Annotated in this window: 17 protein-coding genes; 9 read left to right on the top strand and 8 right to left on the bottom strand. The window is 35.1% G+C overall.

What is annotated here, in order from left to right; translation table 11 throughout:
* Nucleotide 1 precedes the first annotated feature (1 nt).
* A complete protein-coding gene (locus tag ES676_RS03275; RefSeq protein ID WP_148368616.1) occupies nt 2-649 on the bottom strand; it encodes a hypothetical protein in 648 nt (215 codons plus the stop codon).
* Between the two features lie 801 nt (nt 650-1,450).
* Nucleotides 1,451-2,881: a TlpA family protein disulfide reductase gene (locus ES676_RS03270; RefSeq protein WP_148368615.1), complete on the bottom strand. Its 1,431-nt coding sequence runs from the start codon at nt 2,879-2,881 to the stop codon at nt 1,451-1,453.
* A gap of 145 nt (nt 2,882-3,026) precedes the next feature.
* Here ES676_RS03270 and ES676_RS03265 point away from each other — a divergent pair, with 145 nt between their 5' ends.
* The gene (locus tag ES676_RS03265) at nt 3,027-4,652 is read left to right on the top strand and encodes an ABC-F family ATP-binding cassette domain-containing protein (protein ID WP_148368614.1); all 1,626 of its coding nucleotides are present in this window, start codon (nt 3,027-3,029) and stop codon (nt 4,650-4,652) included.
* 168 nt (nt 4,653-4,820) lie between these two features.
* The gene (locus ES676_RS03260) at nt 4,821-5,651 is read left to right on the top strand and encodes a fasciclin domain-containing protein (RefSeq protein ID WP_148368613.1); all 831 of its coding nucleotides are present in this window, start codon (nt 4,821-4,823) and stop codon (nt 5,649-5,651) included.
* A 77-nt stretch (nt 5,652-5,728) separates the two neighbouring features.
* On the opposite strand, the gene ES676_RS03255 is transcribed toward ES676_RS03260, so the two are convergent.
* The 3 genes from ES676_RS03255 to pheT form a co-directional block, all read right to left on the bottom strand.
* Nucleotides 5,729-5,968 carry a putative signal transducing protein gene (locus ES676_RS03255; RefSeq protein WP_148368612.1) on the bottom strand — a complete coding sequence of 80 codons (240 nt, stop codon included), beginning with the start codon at nt 5,966-5,968 and terminating at the stop codon, nt 5,729-5,731.
* Between the two features lie 396 nt (nt 5,969-6,364).
* Nucleotides 6,365-6,565, bottom strand: a complete 201-nt coding sequence (locus ES676_RS03250; protein ID WP_148368611.1) for a hypothetical protein — start codon at nt 6,563-6,565, stop codon at nt 6,365-6,367.
* A gap of 3 nt (nt 6,566-6,568) precedes the next feature.
* Nucleotides 6,569-8,995, bottom strand: coding sequence for a phenylalanine--tRNA ligase subunit beta (gene pheT / locus ES676_RS03245; protein WP_148368610.1), 2,427 nt, complete (start codon nt 8,993-8,995; stop codon nt 6,569-6,571).
* A 183-nt stretch (nt 8,996-9,178) separates the two neighbouring features.
* Here pheT and ES676_RS03240 point away from each other — a divergent pair, with 183 nt between their 5' ends.
* Entirely contained in the window at nt 9,179-10,396 is a 1,218-nt protein-coding gene (locus tag ES676_RS03240) for a TlpA disulfide reductase family protein (RefSeq protein ID WP_148368609.1), read from the top strand.
* A gap of 7 nt (nt 10,397-10,403) precedes the next feature.
* On the opposite strand, the gene miaE is transcribed toward ES676_RS03240, so the two are convergent.
* Nucleotides 10,404-10,985, bottom strand: a complete 582-nt coding sequence (gene miaE / locus ES676_RS03235; protein WP_148368608.1) for a tRNA-(ms[2]io[6]A)-hydroxylase — start codon at nt 10,983-10,985, stop codon at nt 10,404-10,406.
* Nucleotides 10,986-11,037: 52 nt separating this feature from the next.
* Nucleotides 11,038-13,140 (bottom strand): ATP-dependent DNA helicase RecG, encoded by a 2,103-nt coding sequence (gene recG / locus ES676_RS03230; protein WP_148368607.1) that lies wholly within the window; start codon nt 13,138-13,140, stop codon nt 11,038-11,040.
* A 116-nt stretch (nt 13,141-13,256) separates the two neighbouring features.
* Between recG and ES676_RS03225 the strand changes: the two genes are divergently transcribed.
* The 3 genes from ES676_RS03225 (at nt 13,257) to ES676_RS03215 (ending at nt 17,990) form a co-directional block, all read left to right on the top strand.
* Nucleotides 13,257-14,957 carry a peptide-N-glycosidase F-related protein gene (locus tag ES676_RS03225; protein ID WP_246130290.1) on the top strand — a complete coding sequence of 567 codons (1,701 nt, stop codon included), beginning with the start codon at nt 13,257-13,259 and terminating at the stop codon, nt 14,955-14,957.
* Nucleotides 14,958-15,040: 83 nt separating this feature from the next.
* Nucleotides 15,041-17,053 (top strand): M1 family metallopeptidase, encoded by a 2,013-nt coding sequence (locus ES676_RS03220; protein ID WP_148368606.1) that lies wholly within the window; start codon nt 15,041-15,043, stop codon nt 17,051-17,053.
* Nucleotides 17,054-17,057: 4 nt separating this feature from the next.
* Entirely contained in the window at nt 17,058-17,990 is a 933-nt protein-coding gene (locus ES676_RS03215) for a patatin-like phospholipase family protein (protein ID WP_148368605.1), read from the top strand.
* On the opposite strand, the gene ES676_RS03210 is transcribed toward ES676_RS03215, so the two are convergent.
* A complete protein-coding gene (locus tag ES676_RS03210; RefSeq protein WP_148368604.1) occupies nt 17,980-18,498 on the bottom strand; it encodes a DUF7935 family protein in 519 nt (172 codons plus the stop codon). The two genes, ES676_RS03215 and ES676_RS03210, sit on opposite strands and share 11 nt — an antisense overlap.
* A 358-nt stretch (nt 18,499-18,856) precedes the next feature.
* On the opposite strand from ES676_RS03210, the gene ES676_RS03205 reads away from it, so the two are divergent.
* Genes ES676_RS03205 through ES676_RS03195 form a run of 3 tightly spaced genes read left to right on the top strand, consistent with a single transcriptional unit; the run spans nt 18,857 to nt 21,571 of the window.
* Nucleotides 18,857-19,435 carry a hypothetical protein gene (locus ES676_RS03205; protein ID WP_148368603.1) on the top strand — a complete coding sequence of 193 codons (579 nt, stop codon included), beginning with the start codon at nt 18,857-18,859 and terminating at the stop codon, nt 19,433-19,435.
* Between the two features lie 13 nt (nt 19,436-19,448).
* Complete coding sequence (locus tag ES676_RS03200) at nt 19,449-20,111, top strand: hypothetical protein (RefSeq protein ID WP_148368602.1); 663 nt, start codon at nt 19,449-19,451, stop codon at nt 20,109-20,111.
* An 11-nt stretch (nt 20,112-20,122) separates the two neighbouring features.
* Entirely contained in the window at nt 20,123-21,571 is a 1,449-nt protein-coding gene (locus ES676_RS03195) for an LVIVD repeat-containing protein (RefSeq protein WP_148368601.1), read from the top strand.
* The last annotated feature ends 9 nt before the right edge of the window (nt 21,572-21,580 follow it).

The following is a 21,580-nucleotide window of genomic DNA, read 5'->3' as shown; positions in this document are numbered from 1 at the left end:
ACTAGTATTGAATATTGTAAGAGTCTAATCGTCTTATAATACTAGGTGTCGTCTCGTTTACAAACGATGCGCTGTCATAGATAAGTCCCACGCCATCTGCGTAATAAAAATGGTCTAAACCATTAAATGGTTCGCCTTCTTGTGATTTAGCATAACGTTCGGAGTTGATGCTGGTAAAAACGCCGGCTTCAACGGTTATTAGAGAATCTCCTACCGTTAAAGTTTCGTAGATAGAACCCCATTGGTTTTCTACAATTAAGCGTTCATCAAAATCGTTATTTGTAAACTGAATCGCGCCATCTTCATTTATTAAATTGCCTTCGTTTTCTCTAAGGAGTTTAAAATGCTCTCCATTAGAATTACAAAGCGTTATCTGTTCTTCATTTCCTGTGGTTAGTCGTCTAAACTTATAATAAAGATGTCCCGAAACGTCTTGAGTATCTACAATACTTAAAGAATCGATGACCCCGGTATTTTCATAGTTTTCGGTATTGTCATCGTATTTATAATTTTTATATACCCATGAATTGCCAACGGTTAATGCGTAAAAATTGGCTTCAGTTGGCGTCGTTTGATTTTCGGCATCGTCGGATTCACTGCAAGAAAAAGAAAATATAATAATTAAAAAACTTAGCGATATACGTTTCATAGTATAGGTTTTTTTGTTAAAAATTAATTAGGTGTGGTTTTGAAGATATTAGTTGTATTAATCTAAACGAGAGAAAGTGAAATTTAGTATTATTTGTGTTTTTAGTTGGTGTTACTAAGATGAAAATGATTGAGGTGTTTTTTATCAGTTTAGCTAATATAGATATGTATATTAAAAGACTTTAATTTGTAAGACTATTCTAGAGAATAGAAGCATACCATAACGATAAGGAATGTTAAATGAAAGCAACAGTTTAGAAATCCTAAAACTTAAGATGTAATTCAAAGTCTTCAATACTCAGAAGAAAATTTAATTTTCAGAACTCCTCCAGAATCTCTCTTGAACTTAGTGGCGAATTACGGTGATTGCATTATGGGACTAAAATTATTGAGAAATTTATTAGTATTCAAGTAGCCTTAAAGGTCTGCCAAAAACCAAAGAAAGGATGTTAAAACACTGTCTCGGCTATTATTAACCTGTTCTAGTTGGATTAGTTGTTGGAGAATTTAATTAAAAAGGGGGGCTTTAGAGTAGAGATTATGCCTGCGCTAAATATTAAAAGTGGTAAGGAAATCTTTTTCAAATTCGCTAACCATAGAGAAGTATACAGCAGCGGTTTTCCAAAAAAGTATATAGTGTCTAGCGTATTAGGCATTAGAAAACTAGGGTTTTACGTGAAAAATCCGGCAGAAACACTGAAAATATTAAGTATTTAAAGTTTTGGAGAATCAACAAAACGATAGAGAGGTTGCTAAAGATCTTAGTGAAATTAAAGTAATAACAATCTTTGTCCTTAATAAATTACTGATTTATAACACCCAATAATTCTTGCTCAAAACTAATATTAAACATATTAGCTTTAGCGTTAACAATCTCTGCTTTTCCATTTAAAATGAAAACGTTATTAATGGGTTTTACAGATAAAACTTTTATAGCCTCTGAGGCAGATTGGAAACGGAATTCGTTATTAATTCTTACGTTGTATAGCTTCAATAATCGTACTTGTTCTTTATACGAAATAGAATCTACGTTTAAGGCTATAAATTCGACTTCGGGATATTTTTTTTGTAAATCGGAGGCCCTTCTATGAGCGATAATCAAATGGTTTTTATTGGTTCTAGTCCAAAAATAAATAACAGTTGGCTTATTAATAAGCCCTTGTAAAGTGCGTTGATTATTATTTTTATCTAAAATTTTTAAATTAGGAATCTTTTTACCCGGTTTTAAGCGTTTGTATGAATTTACAATGCGCGTAACACGTGCTATTTGTTCGGTATTAGTGCTTTTTTGCTGAAACGATTCTAAAAGAGCATCGTAATCTTCAGTATTTTTTGTAATGCTTATAAAATGTACAATGTTATAATTTAGAAGACCGTTTTTTATTTCTTCATTCTGGATTTTGTCATCTATAACATTAAGCTTATCCAAGGTGTAATCTAAAATATGCTCGTTATAAGAGGTGTCTTCAGAATGTTTAAAATGGGTTTGTAATGCGGCATTATTTACATAAAAACGTAAAAACGAATTATAGGGGCGGTAGTCTTTTAATACATCGTTGTTAAAATCAACATCCTTTCGGTAGTTATAAAAATCTTCAGGCAAACTTTCGAACATATCACGCTCAGATTTGCTGTAATTTGCTAAAGGGTATAATTCTTTGTTTGAGTAGTATTTGTAATTAATATCGGCCGTAGCGAGTTCTAAAAACAAGTCAGACGGTTTGTTTTTCTTCTTAAAGCGCGATAATTTATTAAACTTTGCGTCCCTTAAAGCGTGAAGTTTCTTTTCGAATTCTTTTGGATTTAATTGACTAATACCAAGGATGTCTTTGTCTTCTTGTTCATTTTGAAGAAACAAATTAACTAGAAAATTATTCTCTTTGGCGCCTTTACCCGTATACACTAACGACTCATCAAAATCTATAGTATTTAATCGTAAACGTAAGCTATCGCGGGGTTGTAATAAAAATGTTTGGGTTTCTCTACCATCAAAAAAGTTGTAAATACCAGGTTTTAAACTCTCGAGTGTGTAACCAAATCTGTTTTTCTTATCCAAAAATAAGGTGTCTATAAATTTTCTGTTTTTAGAAAGTACGAGATAATTTGAATAGGGATTAATAATTTCACCACCAAAAAAAGCACTGTCGTCTACATTACTATTCGCTGCGTCTTTTTCACAAGAGGTAAAAAAGAGAGTCAAAATTAATAATAGAGGTAGGGCTTTAATAGTCATTAATAGAACGTATATTTTAGATAACAAAAATATGTTTTGCTTTGGATTTCTCGTGTTAAGGCGTTGTTAAAGTTATTAAGCTGGGTTTTATTTCGTCTTACGGAACTAATTTTCTACTTTTGCAAAAATTTTTAAACTACAATTTATGTTATCAGTTTCAAATCTTTCAGTTCAATTTGGGAAGCGTATTCTTTTTGATGAAGTGAGCACAACCTTTAATAATGGAAATTGCTATGGAATTATTGGTGCAAATGGCGCCGGAAAGTCTACATTTTTAAAAATAATTTCTGGTCAGCAAGAAGCTAATTCTGGTAGCGTGCATTTGGAAGCAGGAAAGCGTATGTCGGTTTTAACACAGGACCATAATAAGCACGATGAAGATACTGTTTTAGAAACCGTTTTAAAGGGAAACGAGATTTTATATAAATTGAAGTCTGAAATAGATGCCTTATACGCAGATTATACGGATAAGAATGCTGAAAAAATAGGGGAACTTCAAGTTCGTTTTGAGGAAATGAACGGCTGGAATGCAGATAGCGATGCAGCGTCAATGTTATCTAACTTAGGTGTTAAAAGCGATTACCATTATACGGTAATGGGCGATCTTGATGGTAAACAGAAAGTACGTGTGTTATTAGCACAGGCGCTGTTTGGAAATCCAGATGTGTTAATTATGGATGAGCCTACCAACGATTTAGATTACGAAACTATTTCTTGGCTAGAAAACTTTTTGGCGAATTATGATAACTGTGTTATTGTGGTTTCTCACGATAGACACTTTTTAGATTCTGTATGTACACATATTAGTGATATTGACTTTGGAAAGATTACTCATTTCTCTGGAAACTATACGTTTTGGTACGAGTCTTCTCAATTAGCAGCAAGACAGCATGCGCAACAAAACAAGAAAGCCGAAGAAAAGAAAAAGGAATTAGAAGAATTTATTCGCCGTTTCTCTGCTAACGTTGCTAAGTCTAAACAAGCAACTAGTAGAAAAAAGATGATTGATAAACTTAATATTGGAGATATTAGACGGACAAGTCGTCGTTATCCAGCCATTATTTTTGAGCGCGATAGAGAAGCAGGGGATCAAATATTAAATGTTGAAGGTTTAACGGCTTCTTTAGATGGTGAGGTGTTATTTAAAGACATCGATTTAAACTTGAATAAGGGTGAAAAAGTGGTGTTGTTCTCTAGAGATTCTAGGGCGACAACGGCATTTTATCAAATATTAAACGATAAAGAAAAAGCAGATTCAGGAAAATTTGCTTGGGGAGTGACAACGACACAATCGTATTTACCTTTAGATAATAATGCTTTTTTCGAAAATGAGTTAACGTTAATCGATTGGTTGCGCCAATGGGCAACTACCGAGGAAGAGCGCGAAGAAGTGCATATTCGAGGCTTTTTAGGAAAAATGATTTTTAGTGGAGAAGAGGCCTTTAAAAAATCGTCTGTGTTATCTGGTGGAGAAAAAGTACGTTGTATGTTATCGCGCATGATGATGACTAGAGCCAACGTTTTGCAACTGGATGAACCAACAAACCATTTAGACTTAGAAAGTATTACCGCGTTTAATAACTCGCTTAAAAACTTTAAAGGAACTGTATTGTTTACCACTCATGATCACGAGTTTGCACAAACTGTAGGAAATCGCGTGGTAGAATTAACACCAAACGGAGTAATTGATAGATTTATGTCGTTTGATGATTATATGCAAGATCCAAAAATTAAAGAATTAAGAGATAAAATGTATGGGGTAACTGTATAAATTTCACCTTTCAATTTAATAAACTAGTAAAGCTCTGATTCTATCAGGGCTTTTTTTGTAAATAATTATCTTATATTTGGATAAATATGTTAAAATAATCGCTGTAAAACATCTAAAATCGAAATGTAATCGTTTAAAGAGTAAAGCATTAAATAAAAAATAAAAATTATGTATTTAAAAACTAAAGCAATAACCAAGCAAATTACAATGGCAATAGCGCTAGTAGGTTGTATTAGTTTGGGTTTCGCTCAAAATAAAGAGCTTGAACGTACTGATAAGACATCAGAAAATAAAATCGCTGAATCTGAAATGAGTCGTGCTTCACTATCGGCTATAGATGAGGAAGATGCTACATCGGCTAACGCAAAAGCTGAAGAAATAAAAATGTCTCATAATGCAACAGATAATGAAGAGGTTTTAAAAGCGGAATTGAAAGATGCCAAACAAGACACACAAGAAGACGACACAGAAGGAGAACCAGAAGCGTCTACAATAAACAGTGCTATTTATATGTTTAGTAAAAGTAAGATAACAACTCCCCGAACTGTCGAAGGAACAACTGTTTTCGCTTATTTAAACAACTCTGAAGATCATACGTTTTTAGTACGCGCAATTAAACTTGTAGGATTAGAAGAGACTTTAAAAGGAAAAGGGCCGTTTACTGTTTTTGCTCCAACCAACGCAGCATTTAACGCGTTACCAGAAAAAACGTTAGAAACGCTATTAGAAGCTGAAAACAGAGAGGCACTTAAAGAGATGTTAACTTACCACGTTATGCCAGGAAACCAAGGTGTAAACGAGTTAACGAGGGCTGTAAATGGCAACGGCGGAGAAGCACGTTTGAAAACCTTAAACGGAACAACACTTACAGCAACTTTACACGGTGATAAAATTGTCTTAATTGGCGCTAACGGTGTGAAATCTACTATTATTTCGGGAGATAAAACACAAACAAATGGAATGGTACACACCATCAATACCGTTGTAATGCCAAACTAGTGAGCATATGTAGTATATAAAAAAAGCGGCTAAAATAAGATTTAGCCGCTTTTTTTATGTTTAAAATCAAGCCATAATTATTTACTTTCCATCTCTCCACGAACCACCTCTACCACTTGTACAGCTTTATTTAGTTCTTTTTCATGTACATAAACTTCTGGTTGTCCGCGTAAAGCAGATGCAAATCCTGCAAGTCTACCAGATTCGGTTTCGTCTTTAATAATCGGACTAATTCCGATATCTTCTAAACGCTCCTTAATCATTTGAACGATAATATAATTTCCTGTAAAAATTTTTACATATTCTGAGTCTGACATACTGTTTCGTATTTAGGTTATATTTAAATGTACAAATAATAAGTGTTCAAATTAAATTTTAAGGAACTTCTGTAAGTTAAAGTTTTGCAAAATAGATAGGGCTCAAAAAATTAAAATAGATAGATTACTATTTTAGTATGCCTCTATTTTATATGTAAGACACTGATTTTGATAATGATTTATATAGGGATCGTTGTATACCTCAGCAACATTTTATAATACAGTTACACAGGTTGTTGAATTTAGTAGTATCTGATTACCTTTTTATGCGATAATAACAAAGAATACGAAGGCGATTAACAGCAAATTAAGTGTTGAATGGTGTCTTTCTGAAATAAAAAAAGTAGCCTACAGATTATGCAGACTACTTTTATATAGTGTTATCGAAAGTTGTTTTTACTTCGTGTATTTATATAAATTATAAATACCGAAACCAAGGAAGGCCGCAGCAAAAACAAGTCTTAGGTTTGACAGTGTTGCTTCAGTTAAAAAGTGACTGTAAAAACGGTAACCTCCTAAGCCAATAAAAGCTATACCTGAAATTAGATCCCAGATATTTTTCTTTTTCTGTGGTACTTCATTGTGTTCTGTTTCCATAATTTATCTTAGTTGGGCACCTAATTTTGTTTCGAAATTAGATTTTAATTTATTCATGATTTTATCTACTTGCTTATCAGTAAGTGTTTTGTTTTCATCTTGAAAGATAAAACTTACGGCATAACTTTTCTTTCCTTCGGGTAAATTTTCACCTTGGTAAACGTCGAATAAATTTACGCTTTTCAAAAGTTGCTTTTCTGTTTGTTTAGAAATAGTGTGTATGTCTTCAAAGAGCACTTTATCGTCTATTAGTAACGCGAAATCGCGACGCACTTCAGGGTATTTTGGTATCGCTTTAAACGAAATTGTATTGCGTTTTGCAATGTCAATAATAGCCTCCCAATTAAAATCGGCATAAACGACAGCTTGAGAAATTCCAAAATGCTTTAAAATAGCGTTTTTAACTACTCCAAATTCTACTAATTTCGTTTTACCTTGTTCTAGCAATACGCCTTCGCTAAACACATCATTTTTAAAAGGGTTAGTCTTAAATCTAGAGATTCCTAAGCGCTCTAAAGTCGCTATAATGGTCCCTTTTAAATAAAAGAAATCGCTTGGTGTCTGGTTTTTATTCCAAGATTCACTCGTTTTATTACCTGTTAAAAACAAGGTTAAGTGTTTTAGTTCTTCTTTATTATCTCCATAGTTATGGTAAGTTTTACCAAATTCAAATAACTTTAAATCGGTGCGTTTTCTATTTATATTAAAAGAAATAGCTTCCAAACCTGAAAACAGTAGCGATTGACGCATTACCGATAATTCGCTACTTAACGGATTTAACATCGTAACATTATGGTCTTCATTTAACTGCTCGCTTAAAGCTATATAATCTGGAGTCGTAAGAGAATTAGCCATAATTTCGAAAAATCCTTGAGACGCTAATTGATTACCAATGATGTTTTGTAATTTATAGTCTTCAAAACGAGACGCATTAGAAATAGACGCGTTTAGCTTCGTCGTGGTTTCTATTTTATTATAACCGTACACTCTTAAAATCTCCTCGATAACATCCGCCTGGCGGTGTACATCGTTTCTATACGCAGGAATTGTTAAACCTAATCCTGTTTCGGTAACATTATTAATTTTGAAATCTAAAGTCGTTAAAATACTTTTTATCGTTTCTTCAGGAATCTCTTGACCAACCAATTTCGTTACTTTATCGAATGTAAGGTGAACGTGAAGGTCTTCAATTTTATTCGGATAAAAATCTGAAATATCGCTAGTAATAATGCCGCCTGAAATTTCAATAATTAATAAAGCTGCGCGTTTTAAAGCATATTCTGTGATATTTGGGTCGATTCCTCTTTCAAATCTAAAAGAAGCGTCGGTATTTAAACCGTGGCGTTTCGCTGTTTTACGAATGCTAACGGGGTTAAAAAACGCGCTTTCTAAAAATATAGAGTTAGTGTTTTCGGTAACACCAGAATGCAATCCGCCATAAACACCGGCAATACACATAGGTACATCGGCATTACAAATCATTAAGTCGTCTTCATGCAATTTGCGTTCTACGCCATCTAAAGTGGTAAAGGGGGTTCCGGCAGCAACCGTTTTTACTTCAATTTTATTATCTATAATTTTTGCCGTATCAAAAGCGTGAAGTGGTTGCCCTAATTCGTGTAATACGTAATTAGTAGCATCAATTATAGTGTTTTTTGGGGTTACACCAATAGCCTTTAAGCGGTGTTGTAACCAAGCAGGGGATTCTTTAACTTTAATATCAGAAATGGTAATACCGCAATAGCGCGGTGCCAATTCTTTATTAGCGATTTCAATGTCTATTTTTAACGATCTATTGTCAACGTGAAACGCACTTACAGAGGGGGTGTTTAATTGGGCAATAATATTTTGTTGCGCTAAACCAGCTCTTAGATCTCTGGCCGTACCGTAATGACTCATTGCATCGGCACGGTTTGGGGTTAAACCAATTTCAAAAACCTGATCGTTTACAATCTTAAATAAATCTGCAGCACGCGTTCCTACAACTGTATCGATGTCTAAAACCATAATACCATCGTGAGATTTCCCTATACCTAATTCATCTTCAGCGCAAATCATTCCGTGACTTTCTTCACCACGAATTTTTCCTTTTTTTATGGTCCAAGCTTCGCCTTCCTCGGTATATAAAGTCGTTCCTATGGTCGCCACAGGTACTTTTTGCCCAGCAGCAACATTGGGTGCGCCACAAACAATTTGCACGGGCTTCTCTAAGCCAATATTAACGGTTGTAACCTTTAATCGGTCTGCATTTGTGTGTTGTACGCACGTAAGTACTTCGCCTACAACAACGCCGTCTAAACCGCCTTTTATGCTTTGGTATAATTCTATACCTTCAACCTCCAAACCTAAGTCTGTTAATAATTCGCTTGTTTGTTCTGGTGACCAGTCTGTTTTAATAAACTGCTTAATCCAGTTATAAGAAATTTTCATTTATACAATACCGTTTTAAGTCCGCAAATATAAGAATACTTAAGGCTTAATGGAATTGAAAAACTATTTTGTTGAAAAAAAAGTGCTGATTAGCGGCTTATTATTTAGACCCCATTAGAATCTATGTTTTATTTGTAAGGTTTTTGTAGTTTATTCGATTACATTTAAAATCAAAACAAAACAATGCTAAAAACACCTCTTCTATTCTTAATTTTATCAGTTTCATTTTTATCTTGTCAAGATGAAACGCCTCAAGAACGATTATCACCGGGAATGTACCGCGCAGAATTACAAGTGAGCGACACAGAAATATTACCTTTTAATTTTAAGGTTGACGCTGAAGATTTGCTGGAAATTTATAATGCAGATGAAGTAATCTTGGTAGATGAAATACGCTATAAAGACGATTCTATTTATATAAAACTACCTGTCTTTGAGGGTGTTTTAATAGCAAAAATTAAAAACGGTGTTTTAAAAGGTGATTTTGTAGTAAAAGGTAAACAACGAAAAGTGCCGTTTACAGCTCAGAAAAATACAACGAGATTTGAGGTTGTAAACGATGCAATGGTTAACATTTCGGGCGATTGGGAAACGACATTTAGTCCCGATAGTGACTCCGAAAGTTACCAGGCAAAAGGTGTTTTTAAACAAACAGGTAACGAAGTAATCGGAACGTTTAGAACTGAAACCGGCGATTACCGCTATCTTGAAGGCGTAATTTCTGGATCGACTTTAAAACTCTCTACTTTTGATGGGGCACACGCTTTTTTGTTTACAGCACAAATTACCGATTCTACAATTGCTGGAACCTTTTATTCTGGAAACCATTATAAAGAACCTTTTGTAGCGCAGCGAAATAGTGATTTTGAATTAAAAAGTGCGAATGCGCTTACCTTTTTAAAAGAAGGTTACGAGAGTTTAGCCTTTAGCTTTCAAGATACTGATGGTAAGCAAGTGGCGTTAAGCGATACCCGATTTAAAGATAAAGTGGTTGTCGTGCAAATAATGGGAACGTGGTGCCCAAATTGTTTAGACGAAAGCACGTATTATGCAGACTATTATAGAAATAATAAGCACAAAGCCCTTGAATTTGTAAGTCTAGCTTTTGAATACGCGAAAACAGAAACTCAAGCTTTTAGTAATATAAAACGTTTGCGAGATCGTGTAGGTATTACCTATCCTATTTTGTTAGCACAGACAGGGTCGACAAGTAAAGCGGAAGCTCAGAAAAAACTACCAATGCTAAACCACGTTTTAAGTTATCCAACCACTGTATTTATTGACAAACAAGGAAAAGTTAGAAAAATACATACGGGGTTTAATGGGCCTGCTACTGGCGATAAGTTTACCGAATTTAAATTAGAGTTCGATGGTTTTATAAATGCGTTGTTAGAAGAGTAGGGGTGGTTTACCCGTGAATGGTTTCGCTTTTACCGTAACTTTTAATCAGTTCGCCTTCAAAGGTAACGAGTTCTTGCCAGCGCGCATCGACATCTATACCTTTTCCGTACTTTCTGGCAAACGTAATAAAAGTAGTGTAATGTCCAGCCTCACTAATCATTAGTTCGTGGTAAAACTTAGATAATTCGGGATCCGTAATACGTTCGGAGAGTAATTTAAAGCGTTCGCAACTTCGGGCTTCAATCATAGCCGAAAACAACAAACGATCGACCATACTTTGTAAACGGCTTCCGCCTTTGCTCATAAATTTATACAATTCATTGACGTAACTGTCTTTGCGTTCTCTGCCCAAAGTGTACCCACGCTCTTTAATGATGTTGTGCACCATTTGAAAGTGTTCTATTTCCTCCTTCGCGAGTTCTAATAATTCTGTAACTAAATCTGGATATTCAGAATTGTGAGTAATTATTGTAATTGCGTTGGTCGCCGCTTTTTGTTCGCACCACGCATGATCGGTTAATATTTCTTCAATATTAGATTCTACAATAGTTACCCAACGCGGATCGGTTTCTAGTTTAAGGTGAAGCATATTAATGTTTTAGATGTAAAAGTAAATAATATAACAGTTTAAGCTCAATATTCTAAGAAATATAATTCCAAATATTCTTGTATTTCGCCATTTGGCGGTAGGTCTCTAAAATAGGGGTGTGATCTGGCGATTTCAAACGGGGATCTTTTGTTAATATTTGTTTGGCATGGTACCGGGCATGTTGCAAAATATCATTGTCTTTAACGATATCGGCAATGCGCAAATTTAAAACACCACTTTGCTGTGTGCCCATAATATCTCCCGGACCACGAAGGCGTAAATCTACCTCGGCGATTTCAAAACCATCGTTAGTACTTACCATCGTTTTAATGCGTGTTTTACTGTTTTCAGAGAGTTTGTGGCTCGTCATTAAAATACAAAAACTTTGCTCGGCACCACGCCCAACACGACCACGCAATTGGTGTAATTGCGAGAGTCCAAAACGTTCGGCACTTTCAATTATCATTACCGAGGCATTAGGGACATTTACGCCGACTTCAATAACGGTTGTAGCGACCATAATATTGGTTTCGCCTTTTACAAAACGTTGCATTTCGAACTCCTTATCGGCCGGTTTCATTTGTCCGTGAACAATAGAAATTTGAAAGTCTGGCATCGGGAAATCTCGAGCAATACTTTCGTAGCCGTCCATTAAATCTTTGTAGTCCATATTGGCACTTTCTTTAATTAATGGGTACACGATATAGACCTGTCTTCCTTTCTTAATTTCGTCTCTTATAAAGCGTAAAACCTTAAGCCTATTGGTGTCGTATCGGTGTACTGTTTTTATGGCTTTTCTACCCGGTGGTAATTCGTCTATTACGGAGATGTCTAAATCGCCATAAACAGACATTGCTAAGGTTCTTGGAATAGGGGTTGCGGTCATTACTAAAACGTGTGGGGGCGAGGTATTTTTTTTCCATAATTTAGACCGTTGCTCCACACCAAAACGGTGTTGCTCGTCGATAATGGCGAGTCCTAAATTTTTGAATTTCACCTTATCTTCTAAAACGGCGTGCGTGCCAATTAAGATGTCTAATTCGCCATTTTCTAAAGCTTCGTGAATTTTTCTTCGCTCTGAAGTTTTACTTGAGCCTGTAAGAAGTTTTATGCTGATATTCAGATTGTTGCAAAGTTCTTTTAATCCGTTATAGTGTTGTACTGACAAAATTTCAGTAGGCGCCATTAAACACGCTTGAAAACCATTGTCAAGTGCCATTAACATTGCCATTAGAGCCACAATAGTTTTTCCGGAGCCTACATCGCCTTGTAATAAGCGATTCATTTGGGCATTACTTCCTAAATCGGCTCTAATTTCTTTAAGTACACGTTTTTGTGCGTTGGTTAATTCAAAAGGTAAATGGTGTTTGTAAAACGTATTAAAATGGTCACCAACCGTATTGAAAGGAAAGCCTTTTATTTTAGATTTATGGATTAAATTTTTAAGGATTAATTGCAGTTGAATATAAAATAATTCTTCAAATTTTAGTCGGTATTTGGCTTTAAAAAGAAGGTCGGAATTCTTAGGAAAATGGATGTTAAAAATGGCTTCAGATTTGGTGATTAATTTTAAATCTGAAAGTAAATTTTTAGACAAGCTTTCAGCAAAGCGTCCTTTGGTTTCTAGGAATAAATTTTGCATAATTTTTGTCATCACACGATTGGTAATTCCGCGATTGGAAAGCTTCTCAGTCGATGGGTAAATAGCCTGCATCGAAGAGCGTAAATTTTGTTCGTGTTCACTTAGCAATTCAGTATCGGGGTGCGGAATACTAAACTTACCGTTGTAGTAATTGGTTTTACCAAAAATAACATAATCGGTATTGAGTTTTAGCGCTTCTCGAATCCATTTTTGTCCACGAAACCAAACCAATTCCATTACGCCGGTGTCGTCTTTAAAAGTGGCGACCAAACGCTTGCCTCTTTTTTGAGCAATCTCCTCAAATTTTATAATTTTCCCAATAATTTGAACTTCGGCATTGTTAGCTTGTAGTTCGTTAATTTTAAAATATTTGGTCCGGTCTAAATAGCGATTGGGAAATAGATTAAGTAAATCTTGGTACGTTTGGATACCGAGCTCCTTGCGAAGCAAATCTGCGCGACTTGGTCCGACACCTTTTAAATAATCTATGGGCGTTTGTAAACTCGTCCTCATACTGCAAAAATATCAATTTATAATTTATTCTGTAATAGAATACGTGAATGTCTTTAGGCTTTTGATATATTTACGAAACAAAAAATTAACTATATTTTAACCTATAAATCAAATTTATGAAATTAACCACGCTTAAAACCTGTTTTGGTTTTATAATGTGTACGCTGGTCGTACTACTTTCTGCAAATTGTAGCAGCGACGATACAACTGAAGCGGCACCCACTCCTGAAATTAAAACGATGGGCTCTTTTGTGACCTTTGGAGAAGTCGATGTGATGAATCATTCTAGTTCTCAAAATGTAGAAGTGAAAGGGGAGAACCTTAACGAAAATTTAAAAATTAAAGCGAGTGAAAATTTTGAAGTTTCTTTGGATGATTTAAGTTTTTCTGCTGAAGTTAGTTTAAATAAAAGTTCTGCAAACGCTGCGAATAAAACGGTTTATGTGCGTTTTTCTCCAAGTGAAACAGCTGTAGGACCAAGAGGTGGGACATTAACGTTAAAAAGTAATGGAGCCGTAACAAAATCATTAAGTTTAAGTGGTGCAGGAGTGAGTATTGCTCCCATTATTACTGTTAGCAATACGGCTTTAAGCTTTGACGATACCGCAGTTGCTAACGCGTCTAACCCTGTAGAACTTATGGTAACTGGCTATAATTTAGTAAGTGATATAAATCTAACAATTACAGATGATTTTGAGATGTCTTTAGACGGAACAACTTATGCAAATACTTTGCAAATAGGAACAGCGACAGCAAATGAAGCAACAATTGTTTACGTGCGTTTTACTCCCTCAGTTACTGGAAACGCAACAGGTACTTTAATAATATCAAATACAGATGCTGACGCTGTAGTAGTTAGTTTGTCTGGAAATTCACCGGCTGTAATTCATAATTATCAAACTTTTAATCAGCAACGTCTTGCTATGGGTGGTGGTTACGATCAATCTAACACTCAAACGTTTAACTTACATAATGATTTAACAGCTATAGAAACTGTAAAAATGTATGTTAAATTAACGTGTCCTGCAGGTGGTTGCGATGAATGGGATGTCTATGCTAACGTAAAAGTGAAGGATCCAGCTACTGGAGAACTTTATGAGTTAGGACGTTACATTACGCCCTATTGGAATGACAATAGCCAATTAGAAAGAGGTTTTGAATATGATGTCACCGATTTTAAATCGCTGTTAACGGGGGCTACCGAGTTGAGAATTAGAACTGAATGTTGGAATGATAAGGGGTACCAAGTATCCGTAGATTTCGATTATATTGAAGGCACGCCAGATTATCCTTACTATGCTGTGACTCCTATTCTTTCTTACGACGATTGGTCGTCTTCGGGCGTGCCTTACGGTGTAGCACATAATTTTGATTTAGACAAAACCGTGTCTATTCCTGCCAATGCAGAGAGTACTCATTTAAGAACCATTATTTCAGGTTGGGGACACGCAACACCGGAAGATACTGGAACAGGAAGAGGTTGTGCAGAGTGGTGTTATAGAACACACAGTGTTAAAATAAACGGTGCAAATACATTCGATCATTATATGGGACCAATGAATTGTGCGGCTAACCCAGTTAATAATCAAAGTCCAGGAAACTGGTCTGCTGATCGTGCGGGTTGGTGCCCTGGAATGGAAGTTCCCACCCGTTTAGATGTATTCGGTACGTCACTGGCAGGAAACACATTTGCTTTCGAGTATGACTTCGAAGATTGGACTAACGATGGAGAAAATGGTAATGCTTATTACGCTACTTCTATATTTGTAGTCGTTAAAAGTAACACCCCAATTAATGCTCCTATAGTCACAAATTAAAACAGTTAATTAAGTGTCGAAAAGCACGCTATTTATAGCGTGCTTTTTTTGGTCTACACTTTTAGGTTTATTATCTTCCACTTATGAAACACCTGCTATTTTTTATTCTATTTTCTTGTAGTTTTTTAGGTAAAGCGCAACAAACGTCAGGCATTGATTTTAAAAAGGCTATTGTTGATTTAAACACGATAGACGCTGAAAATAAATCGGTTAACGGAAGTGTCATCTATTCGTTTGATGTTTTAAAAACTGTAGATTCATTTTATTTAGACACTAGAAATAGTTCTTTTTCTAAGGTTTTACTTAATAATAAGGTTGTAAAATATCGTGTTAAAGAGGATAGGTTTTGGGTGTTAAGCACTTTGAAGCCTTCAATGGAAAACACATTGGAATTTTCGTTTTACTCGAGACCTAAAAAAGCGCTGTACGTTATTAATAGTGAAAGTGAAGAGCAACATCAAATTTGGACACAAGGTCAGGGGCAATACACCAGTAATTGGTTGCCGAGCATAGATGACACGAATGACAAAATAGAGTTTGACATATGTGTAACCTATAAAAATAATTTTGAAGTTATTGCTAATGGAAAATTAATTAAGAAAGAAAGTACTGCCACACATACCACTTGGCAGTACGATATGAAACAGCCAATGTCAAGTTATTTAGTAGCTTTAGCTATTGGAAAGTATAACAAAATTGAGGAGTTATCAGCGAGTAAAATACCATTAAGGTATTACTATTATCCAAAAGACTCCTTAAAAGTAGAGTCCACTTATCGCTACTCTAAGCAAATGTTCGATTTTTTAGAAACTGAAATAGGAGTAGCTTATCCGTGGCAGAATTATAAGCAAGTCCCAGTGAAAGATTTCTTGTATGCCGGAATGGAAAATACAGGCACAACCATTTTTAGTGATGCTTTTGTAGTCGATAGTACTGCCTTTAAAGATCGAAACTATGTAAACATAAACGCGCACGAATTAGCACACCAATGGTTTGGGAATTTGGTTACCGCCACCAAAAGTAAACACCATTGGCTTCAAGAAGGCTTTGCAACCTATTATGCGTTATTAGCAGAACGGGATGTTTTTGGAGAGGACTTTTATTTTTGGCGATTACACGAATATGCTCAAGAGTTATTAGAGCAGGAGCAAGCAGGGGAAGGTACCCCCTTGTTAGATCCCAAAGCAAGCAGCGTTACTTTTTATAAAAAAGGAGCTTGGGTTTTAGAAATGCTTAGAGAAAAAGTGGGAGAAAAGGCTTTTAAAGACGCGGTTAAAAAATATTTAAATACCTTTCAATTTAAGAATGTAGAAACCGATTATTTTTTTAAGATACTTGAGCAAACGTCCAATCAGGACTTGAGTGCTTTTAAATTGAAGTGGTTAGAATCAGCAGATTTACCTATTACAGAAATGACCAATCATTTGATAAATCAATCAGAAAGTATAGCAACATTTTTTAAATACGATTGTTATGCAGAGCCAGATAGTTGTAAGAAATTTTTGCTAACAAGTGAAGCTGTAGAATTAAAATCTAAAATAATTCCGCAGTTAAAAGGTGATATTCCAGCATTTTTATGGTCTGAGACTGATTTGAAAGTAAGGCAAGCCATTGCTAAAAGTTTTACGGTCGTTCCTTTAGAGTTAAAAACCCAATACGAAACATTTTTAGAGGATAATTCGTACGCTACAAAAGAGGTGGCCTTGTATACGCTTTGGGTTAATTTTCCTGAAAGCCGATTGCTCTATCTCGAAAAAACAGCTAATATTAATGGTTTTAATGACAAGAACATTAGACTATTGTGGTTGGTTTTGGCTCTAAATACAGAGGGGGTTGCCAATAATGATAGAATTGATTATTACGCTGAGTTAATAGAGTATACCTCTCCAAATTTCGATTTTAATGTGCGCCAAAATGCACTGTCCTATTTACAATCTTTGGATGGGTTTAATGACACCGCAATTAAAAATCTAATTCTCGCCACTACGCACCATAATTGGAGGTTTAAAAAATTAGCTAAAAGTATTTTAAAATCTCTTTCCGAAAACGAGAAATATAAAGACATAATTACTAATTTAGAACAAGAAAAACCATAACAATTTGAAAGCATTAGTGATCTCTGGTGGCGGTAGTAAAGGAGCCTTTGCTGGTGGTGTCGCGCAATATTTAATAGAGCAGGAAGGTAAACAGTACGATATGTTCTTAGGCACGTCTACGGGGGGGCTACTCGTTCCTTTTCTAGCCACGAACGATATCGGTAAACTGTACGATATTTTTACTAACGTAAACCAACAGTCTATTTTTAGTGTTAATCCTTTTGTTGTGAAAAAGAAAAAAGGACGTGAATATGTGTCTATTAATTATTTTAATACGGTGCTTCAGTTTATAAAAAAGAGGCGCACTTTTGGTGAAAGTAAAAATCTAAGAAAAAATATTAAAAAGAATTTCACCAAAGAAGAATTTAATCTTATTCGCGCAACAAAAGAAGACGTCATTGTAACGGTAGCAAATCTTTCAAAAAACAGAACCGAATATAAATCTATTAATGATTTTGAATATGATGAGTTTTGCGATTGGATATGGATTTCTTGTAATTATATCCCGTTTATGTCTTTAGTGAAAAAAAATGGGTTCGATTACGCAGATGGGGGTTTAGGCTGCGTTATTCCTATTCGAGAAGCAATAAGACGTGGTGCTACAGAGGTTGATGCCATTATTTTAGAAAGCGAAGAGTTAGAGTATAATAAGGTGCTCGGTAGCAATCCATTTTCCTTAATGTTTAGTCTGTTTGGACATTTATTAGATCAGGTAGAAAAAGGAGATATTGCTATTGGTAAACTCGCTGCACAATACAGAAACGTAAAACTGAATCTTTACTACACGCCAACGAAACTCACGGAAAATTCATTAATTTTTAATAAAAAGTTAATGGAAAAATGGTGGTTAGAAGGATATGCTCACGCCGAAAGTAAACACGGTAAAGGTCTGTCTATGGACGATAGTCTCTCCTTAGAAAAGGAAATTACCAGATAGCGCTTATTTCTTCTTTTATATACGCTAAAGCTGTACTGCTTGGCGCTTGTTTTTCCATCATTTCCGTTAAAATTACTTCGCGAAGTTTATTTGCAGTGTCTGTTTTTTCAGACATATTAGCTTTTAAAATAAGCTGAATGGTCGTGTTTTTTGCCGCTAAAATTATACTCCAGCAATCGCTAGTTAAATAGATTTGTTGCGATAAATTATGCTCAAATTCTTGTTCTATACTATCTATTAACAATCTCTCGTAATCATTTTTATCGCTAGAAAGCGGTGCTACTCTTATTAATAATTTAGAGGGTACAATACGCTCCAAAAACAAAGTCATACGCTCGTAAGCTTGCAGGCGCATTGGTAGCGCTTCTTTCTTGAAGTCTTTATGCATTAAAAAATGACGTCTATTATTTTCGTTTTTAATATGTTCTTTAAAAAAGAAATAAGCAATAACTCCAGTTACGACTGCTGGAACAGTATACATAAGAAGATTAATAAGTTGGTCCTGCATAATTGTGAATAAGATTATAAAGCAAACTTAGTTTCTTTTTAAGTAGTGTACAAGAAAACCGATAGTTGAATGAACGTTGGTTTTAAAATAATGAAGACTACGTTTTATAGTATGGGAGTATATTTCTTATAACGACCCCATTATATTTGAGTTGCTATTAGTCAACAATAAAAAAATCGGCAATACTAAAGTGTTTCTTAAAGGTTGTCGGTTTTTTTTATTCGGAAACAATTAAGACAATGTGCTATTACATTGAAATCGCATTTTACAAATAACCTCTTAACTATTTAGCGCAACTCTATTATTATTATTATTATAGAAACTTATAAACCCTAAACCTAACAAATTCTCTAAAGCTATGAATTCAACATTTAAAATTTTTCTATTTAGCGCAGTGCTATCACTTACATTTGCTTGCAATAACGACGACGATGATGGTACAGATACCATCAATCCGCCAAATGAAGACGTGTGTAATTATCAAGGTCTTACTTTTTATACAACGTCCAACGGGACCGAAACTCTTATTCCCGGCGCAGAGCTAACTGCACAATATGTAACTGGAGGCTCTAATGGACCAGAAATTGAAATATACAAAACTACCAATCCTGGTTTTTTTAATTTTACAACCATCGCGGTTAATGAAGGTGCTACAGGCACAGGTACTATTAATCTTGATGGTAACACGTATGCGAACTTAGCAATTACTTGCCAGAGAGGCGTTACCGGGACTACAGGAGCTGTTGTTGGCGACGAATTTAGATTCGATATTGTAGGTAACGGTTTGGAAATTGAGTTGTGTGTAATAGTAACCGACTTAACGTTGGGATACATTGATGCAGATGGTGATGGGTGCGGGTCGCAAACTATTTCTTACGGTTTTGGAGTCTTAAATAATATAGACACAGACGACACGGATTCAAGTATTTGTAATTAAAAACTTAAATAAGATGAAAAATATAAACATAATACTAGTACTCATTTCTCTTTTTGCCTTTAGTTGTGATAACAACGACGACGAACAAACAGATCCAGTAGTTCCAACCGATGGTTTTACGCACAATAATATATTTTTTGAAACTCCGAATGCTTATTTTGAGATAGATGAAGAGGATGACGACCCTAATATTGGAGGCGATGGCTTTCCAGATAATTACAGTTTTTTCTTTTCCAACGGAAGAATGTTCGACAATGATTTGGCAAATGTAAATGGCGTAAACGATGATTATTTATTCTCTTTAAACACAACGAGCTGGGTGTTTTTAAATGTAGAAGTCCAAGACAACCCAAGTTTGGCAAATGCAGGGCCACTGCCAAATAATACGTATGTGGTTTCTAGTATTCACGATTCTGTTATTATTGAGAATGGTCAAATAGATGCTTTAAGTCCAATATATATAAATAATAACACAGAGTTCGGTATTGGTAGCGAGAATGTGGGCATTTTTAATTTCCCAGGCCCAGTAGGTCCATCAATTACTTTTAATGCTATTACTATAGATAATGCTAATCCAACAGAAAGCACAGTAGATGTCGATTATACATTTATGAATGAAGATGGCGAAATAATCACGGGGCATTACGAAGGAACTTTCGGTATCATTTTAGACTAAAACTTAAAACTATGAAAATAATAAAAAATATTTTATTTGCTGCCGTTATCCCTATGCTTTATAGCTGTGACTACGGCAATGATAATGATCCTTTTGTAGATGAGGTTTGTGGAGACGGTGAGCAAGGTATTACTGTTATAAACGAAGGAGAGAACAATCTTCTCTTTGACGGAAACCTTGTTAATGTGCAATACGTAACTGGTCATCCAGATGGTGATTATTTGCACATATTTAACACCCAAAATGCACCAATAATGGATTTCTATACCTTTGGGACTACCACCGGTAGCTTGTCTACTTTAGGGACTAATTTTAATGCAATCGATGGCAGTTATTTTATGATGAATGGAAGTACCTATCCAGTAGGTAATACACAATTTTATACAACAGTAGTCAGTACATTAAGTGGCGGAAATCAACCTGGTGACGTAGTAACACTAGAACTTTTATATTTGTCTGCTCAAGATAATGATGCTGTCGCTGCCTCAGTTAATATGTGTGTAATTATAGATGAAATTGTAAGTGTTACCGATTATGTTTATATAACAGATGGTTCAAACCTAAAAATTGTAAATGTGACTAACGTTTTATCGCCTAGCTTGGAAACCGCTATTCCAGCACCAACATCATACTATGTAAATACTGCAAACAGCCTTGCGTATGTTGGGCATTTTGATGCCACAGAGCCTTTTGTCAGTTTTGTAAACATTGCAAACCCGCCAACTGCAACTATTTACGGTTCACTTGCAAAAAGTGCAACTTATGGTCGCGTTTCAGATGTGGTAGAAGTAGAAAACTACACGTATATTTCAGATGAATATAGAGGGTTTCATAAATTTCATATGGCGAGTGCAGAGTATAGTATTGTAGATGGCCACGATACAATGAGTATGGTTAAAAATGGAGATGATTTAGTTATTATAGATTTAGCTTCTGGTTTACATAGAATAGATATTACAGATCCAAGTACACCTTTGGTAACGAACACTACAAGTGCCCCTATGGATGTAGACATAGCTTCTTATCCTTACAGCAATGGAAGTTTTCATAGCTGGACAAGAACCGATGGCACTTATTATTATGTGGCGAATATTATAGATCAAAAATTAAAGAAATTTCAACAAACGCCAGCCGGTTTCCAATTAATTGATGAGGTTATTATTGGCGGTCACGCAACGGCTTTGGATGTTTCAGGTGCTTATGCTTATGTTACAATGAAACCTGGTCCAGACGCTCCTTTACAAACAAGTTACGATGGTGTGAAAATGATTAATTTAAACACGATGTCTGTTATGGACTCAAAGCCTCTAAATAACGCTAGTGGTGTCGTTGTTAATCTTAATTATGCTTATGTAACAGATGCCAATGCTTTATATATCTATGATATGTCTGGAGGGAGTTTAAATCTAGTGAGCACTTTTAATGCTGGCTATGGAAATTATATAGCAGTAGATAATTAATCAGAAAAA

Origin of the sequence: Bizionia saleffrena (genome assembly GCF_008086175.1) — a bacterium.
Classification (GTDB): Bacteria; Bacteroidota; Bacteroidia; order Flavobacteriales; family Flavobacteriaceae; genus Bizionia; species Bizionia saleffrena.
This window is presented reverse-complemented; position numbering and strand designations above follow the sequence as displayed.

Excerpts from the sequence above, each read along its gene's own strand:
- ES676_RS03275 (WP_148368616.1), bottom strand. The coding sequence starts at position 649 with ATGAAACGTATATCGCTAAGTTTTTTAATTATTATATTTTCTTTTTCT.
- ES676_RS03270 (WP_148368615.1), bottom strand. The coding sequence starts at position 2,881 with ATGACTATTAAAGCCCTACCTCTATTATTAATTTTGACTCTCTTTTTT.
- ES676_RS03265 (WP_148368614.1), top strand. The coding sequence starts at position 3,027 with ATGTTATCAGTTTCAAATCTTTCAGTTCAATTTGGGAAGCGTATTCTT.
- ES676_RS03260 (WP_148368613.1), top strand. The coding sequence starts at position 4,821 with ATGTATTTAAAAACTAAAGCAATAACCAAGCAAATTACAATGGCAATA.
- ES676_RS03255 (WP_148368612.1), bottom strand. The coding sequence starts at position 5,968 with ATGTCAGACTCAGAATATGTAAAAATTTTTACAGGAAATTATATTATC.
- ES676_RS03250 (WP_148368611.1), bottom strand. The coding sequence starts at position 6,565 with ATGGAAACAGAACACAATGAAGTACCACAGAAAAAGAAAAATATCTGG.
- pheT (WP_148368610.1), bottom strand. The coding sequence starts at position 8,995 with ATGAAAATTTCTTATAACTGGATTAAGCAGTTTATTAAAACAGACTGG.
- ES676_RS03240 (WP_148368609.1), top strand. The coding sequence starts at position 9,179 with ATGCTAAAAACACCTCTTCTATTCTTAATTTTATCAGTTTCATTTTTA.
- miaE (WP_148368608.1), bottom strand. The coding sequence starts at position 10,985 with ATGCTTCACCTTAAACTAGAAACCGATCCGCGTTGGGTAACTATTGTA.
- recG (WP_148368607.1), bottom strand. The coding sequence starts at position 13,140 with ATGAGGACGAGTTTACAAACGCCCATAGATTATTTAAAAGGTGTCGGA.
- ES676_RS03225 (WP_246130290.1), top strand. The coding sequence starts at position 13,257 with ATGAAATTAACCACGCTTAAAACCTGTTTTGGTTTTATAATGTGTACG.
- ES676_RS03220 (WP_148368606.1), top strand. The coding sequence starts at position 15,041 with ATGAAACACCTGCTATTTTTTATTCTATTTTCTTGTAGTTTTTTAGGT.
- ES676_RS03210 (WP_148368604.1), bottom strand. The coding sequence starts at position 18,498 with ATGCAGGACCAACTTATTAATCTTCTTATGTATACTGTTCCAGCAGTC.
- ES676_RS03205 (WP_148368603.1), top strand. The coding sequence starts at position 18,857 with ATGAATTCAACATTTAAAATTTTTCTATTTAGCGCAGTGCTATCACTT.
- ES676_RS03200 (WP_148368602.1), top strand. The coding sequence starts at position 19,449 with ATGAAAAATATAAACATAATACTAGTACTCATTTCTCTTTTTGCCTTT.
- ES676_RS03195 (WP_148368601.1), top strand. The coding sequence starts at position 20,123 with ATGAAAATAATAAAAAATATTTTATTTGCTGCCGTTATCCCTATGCTT.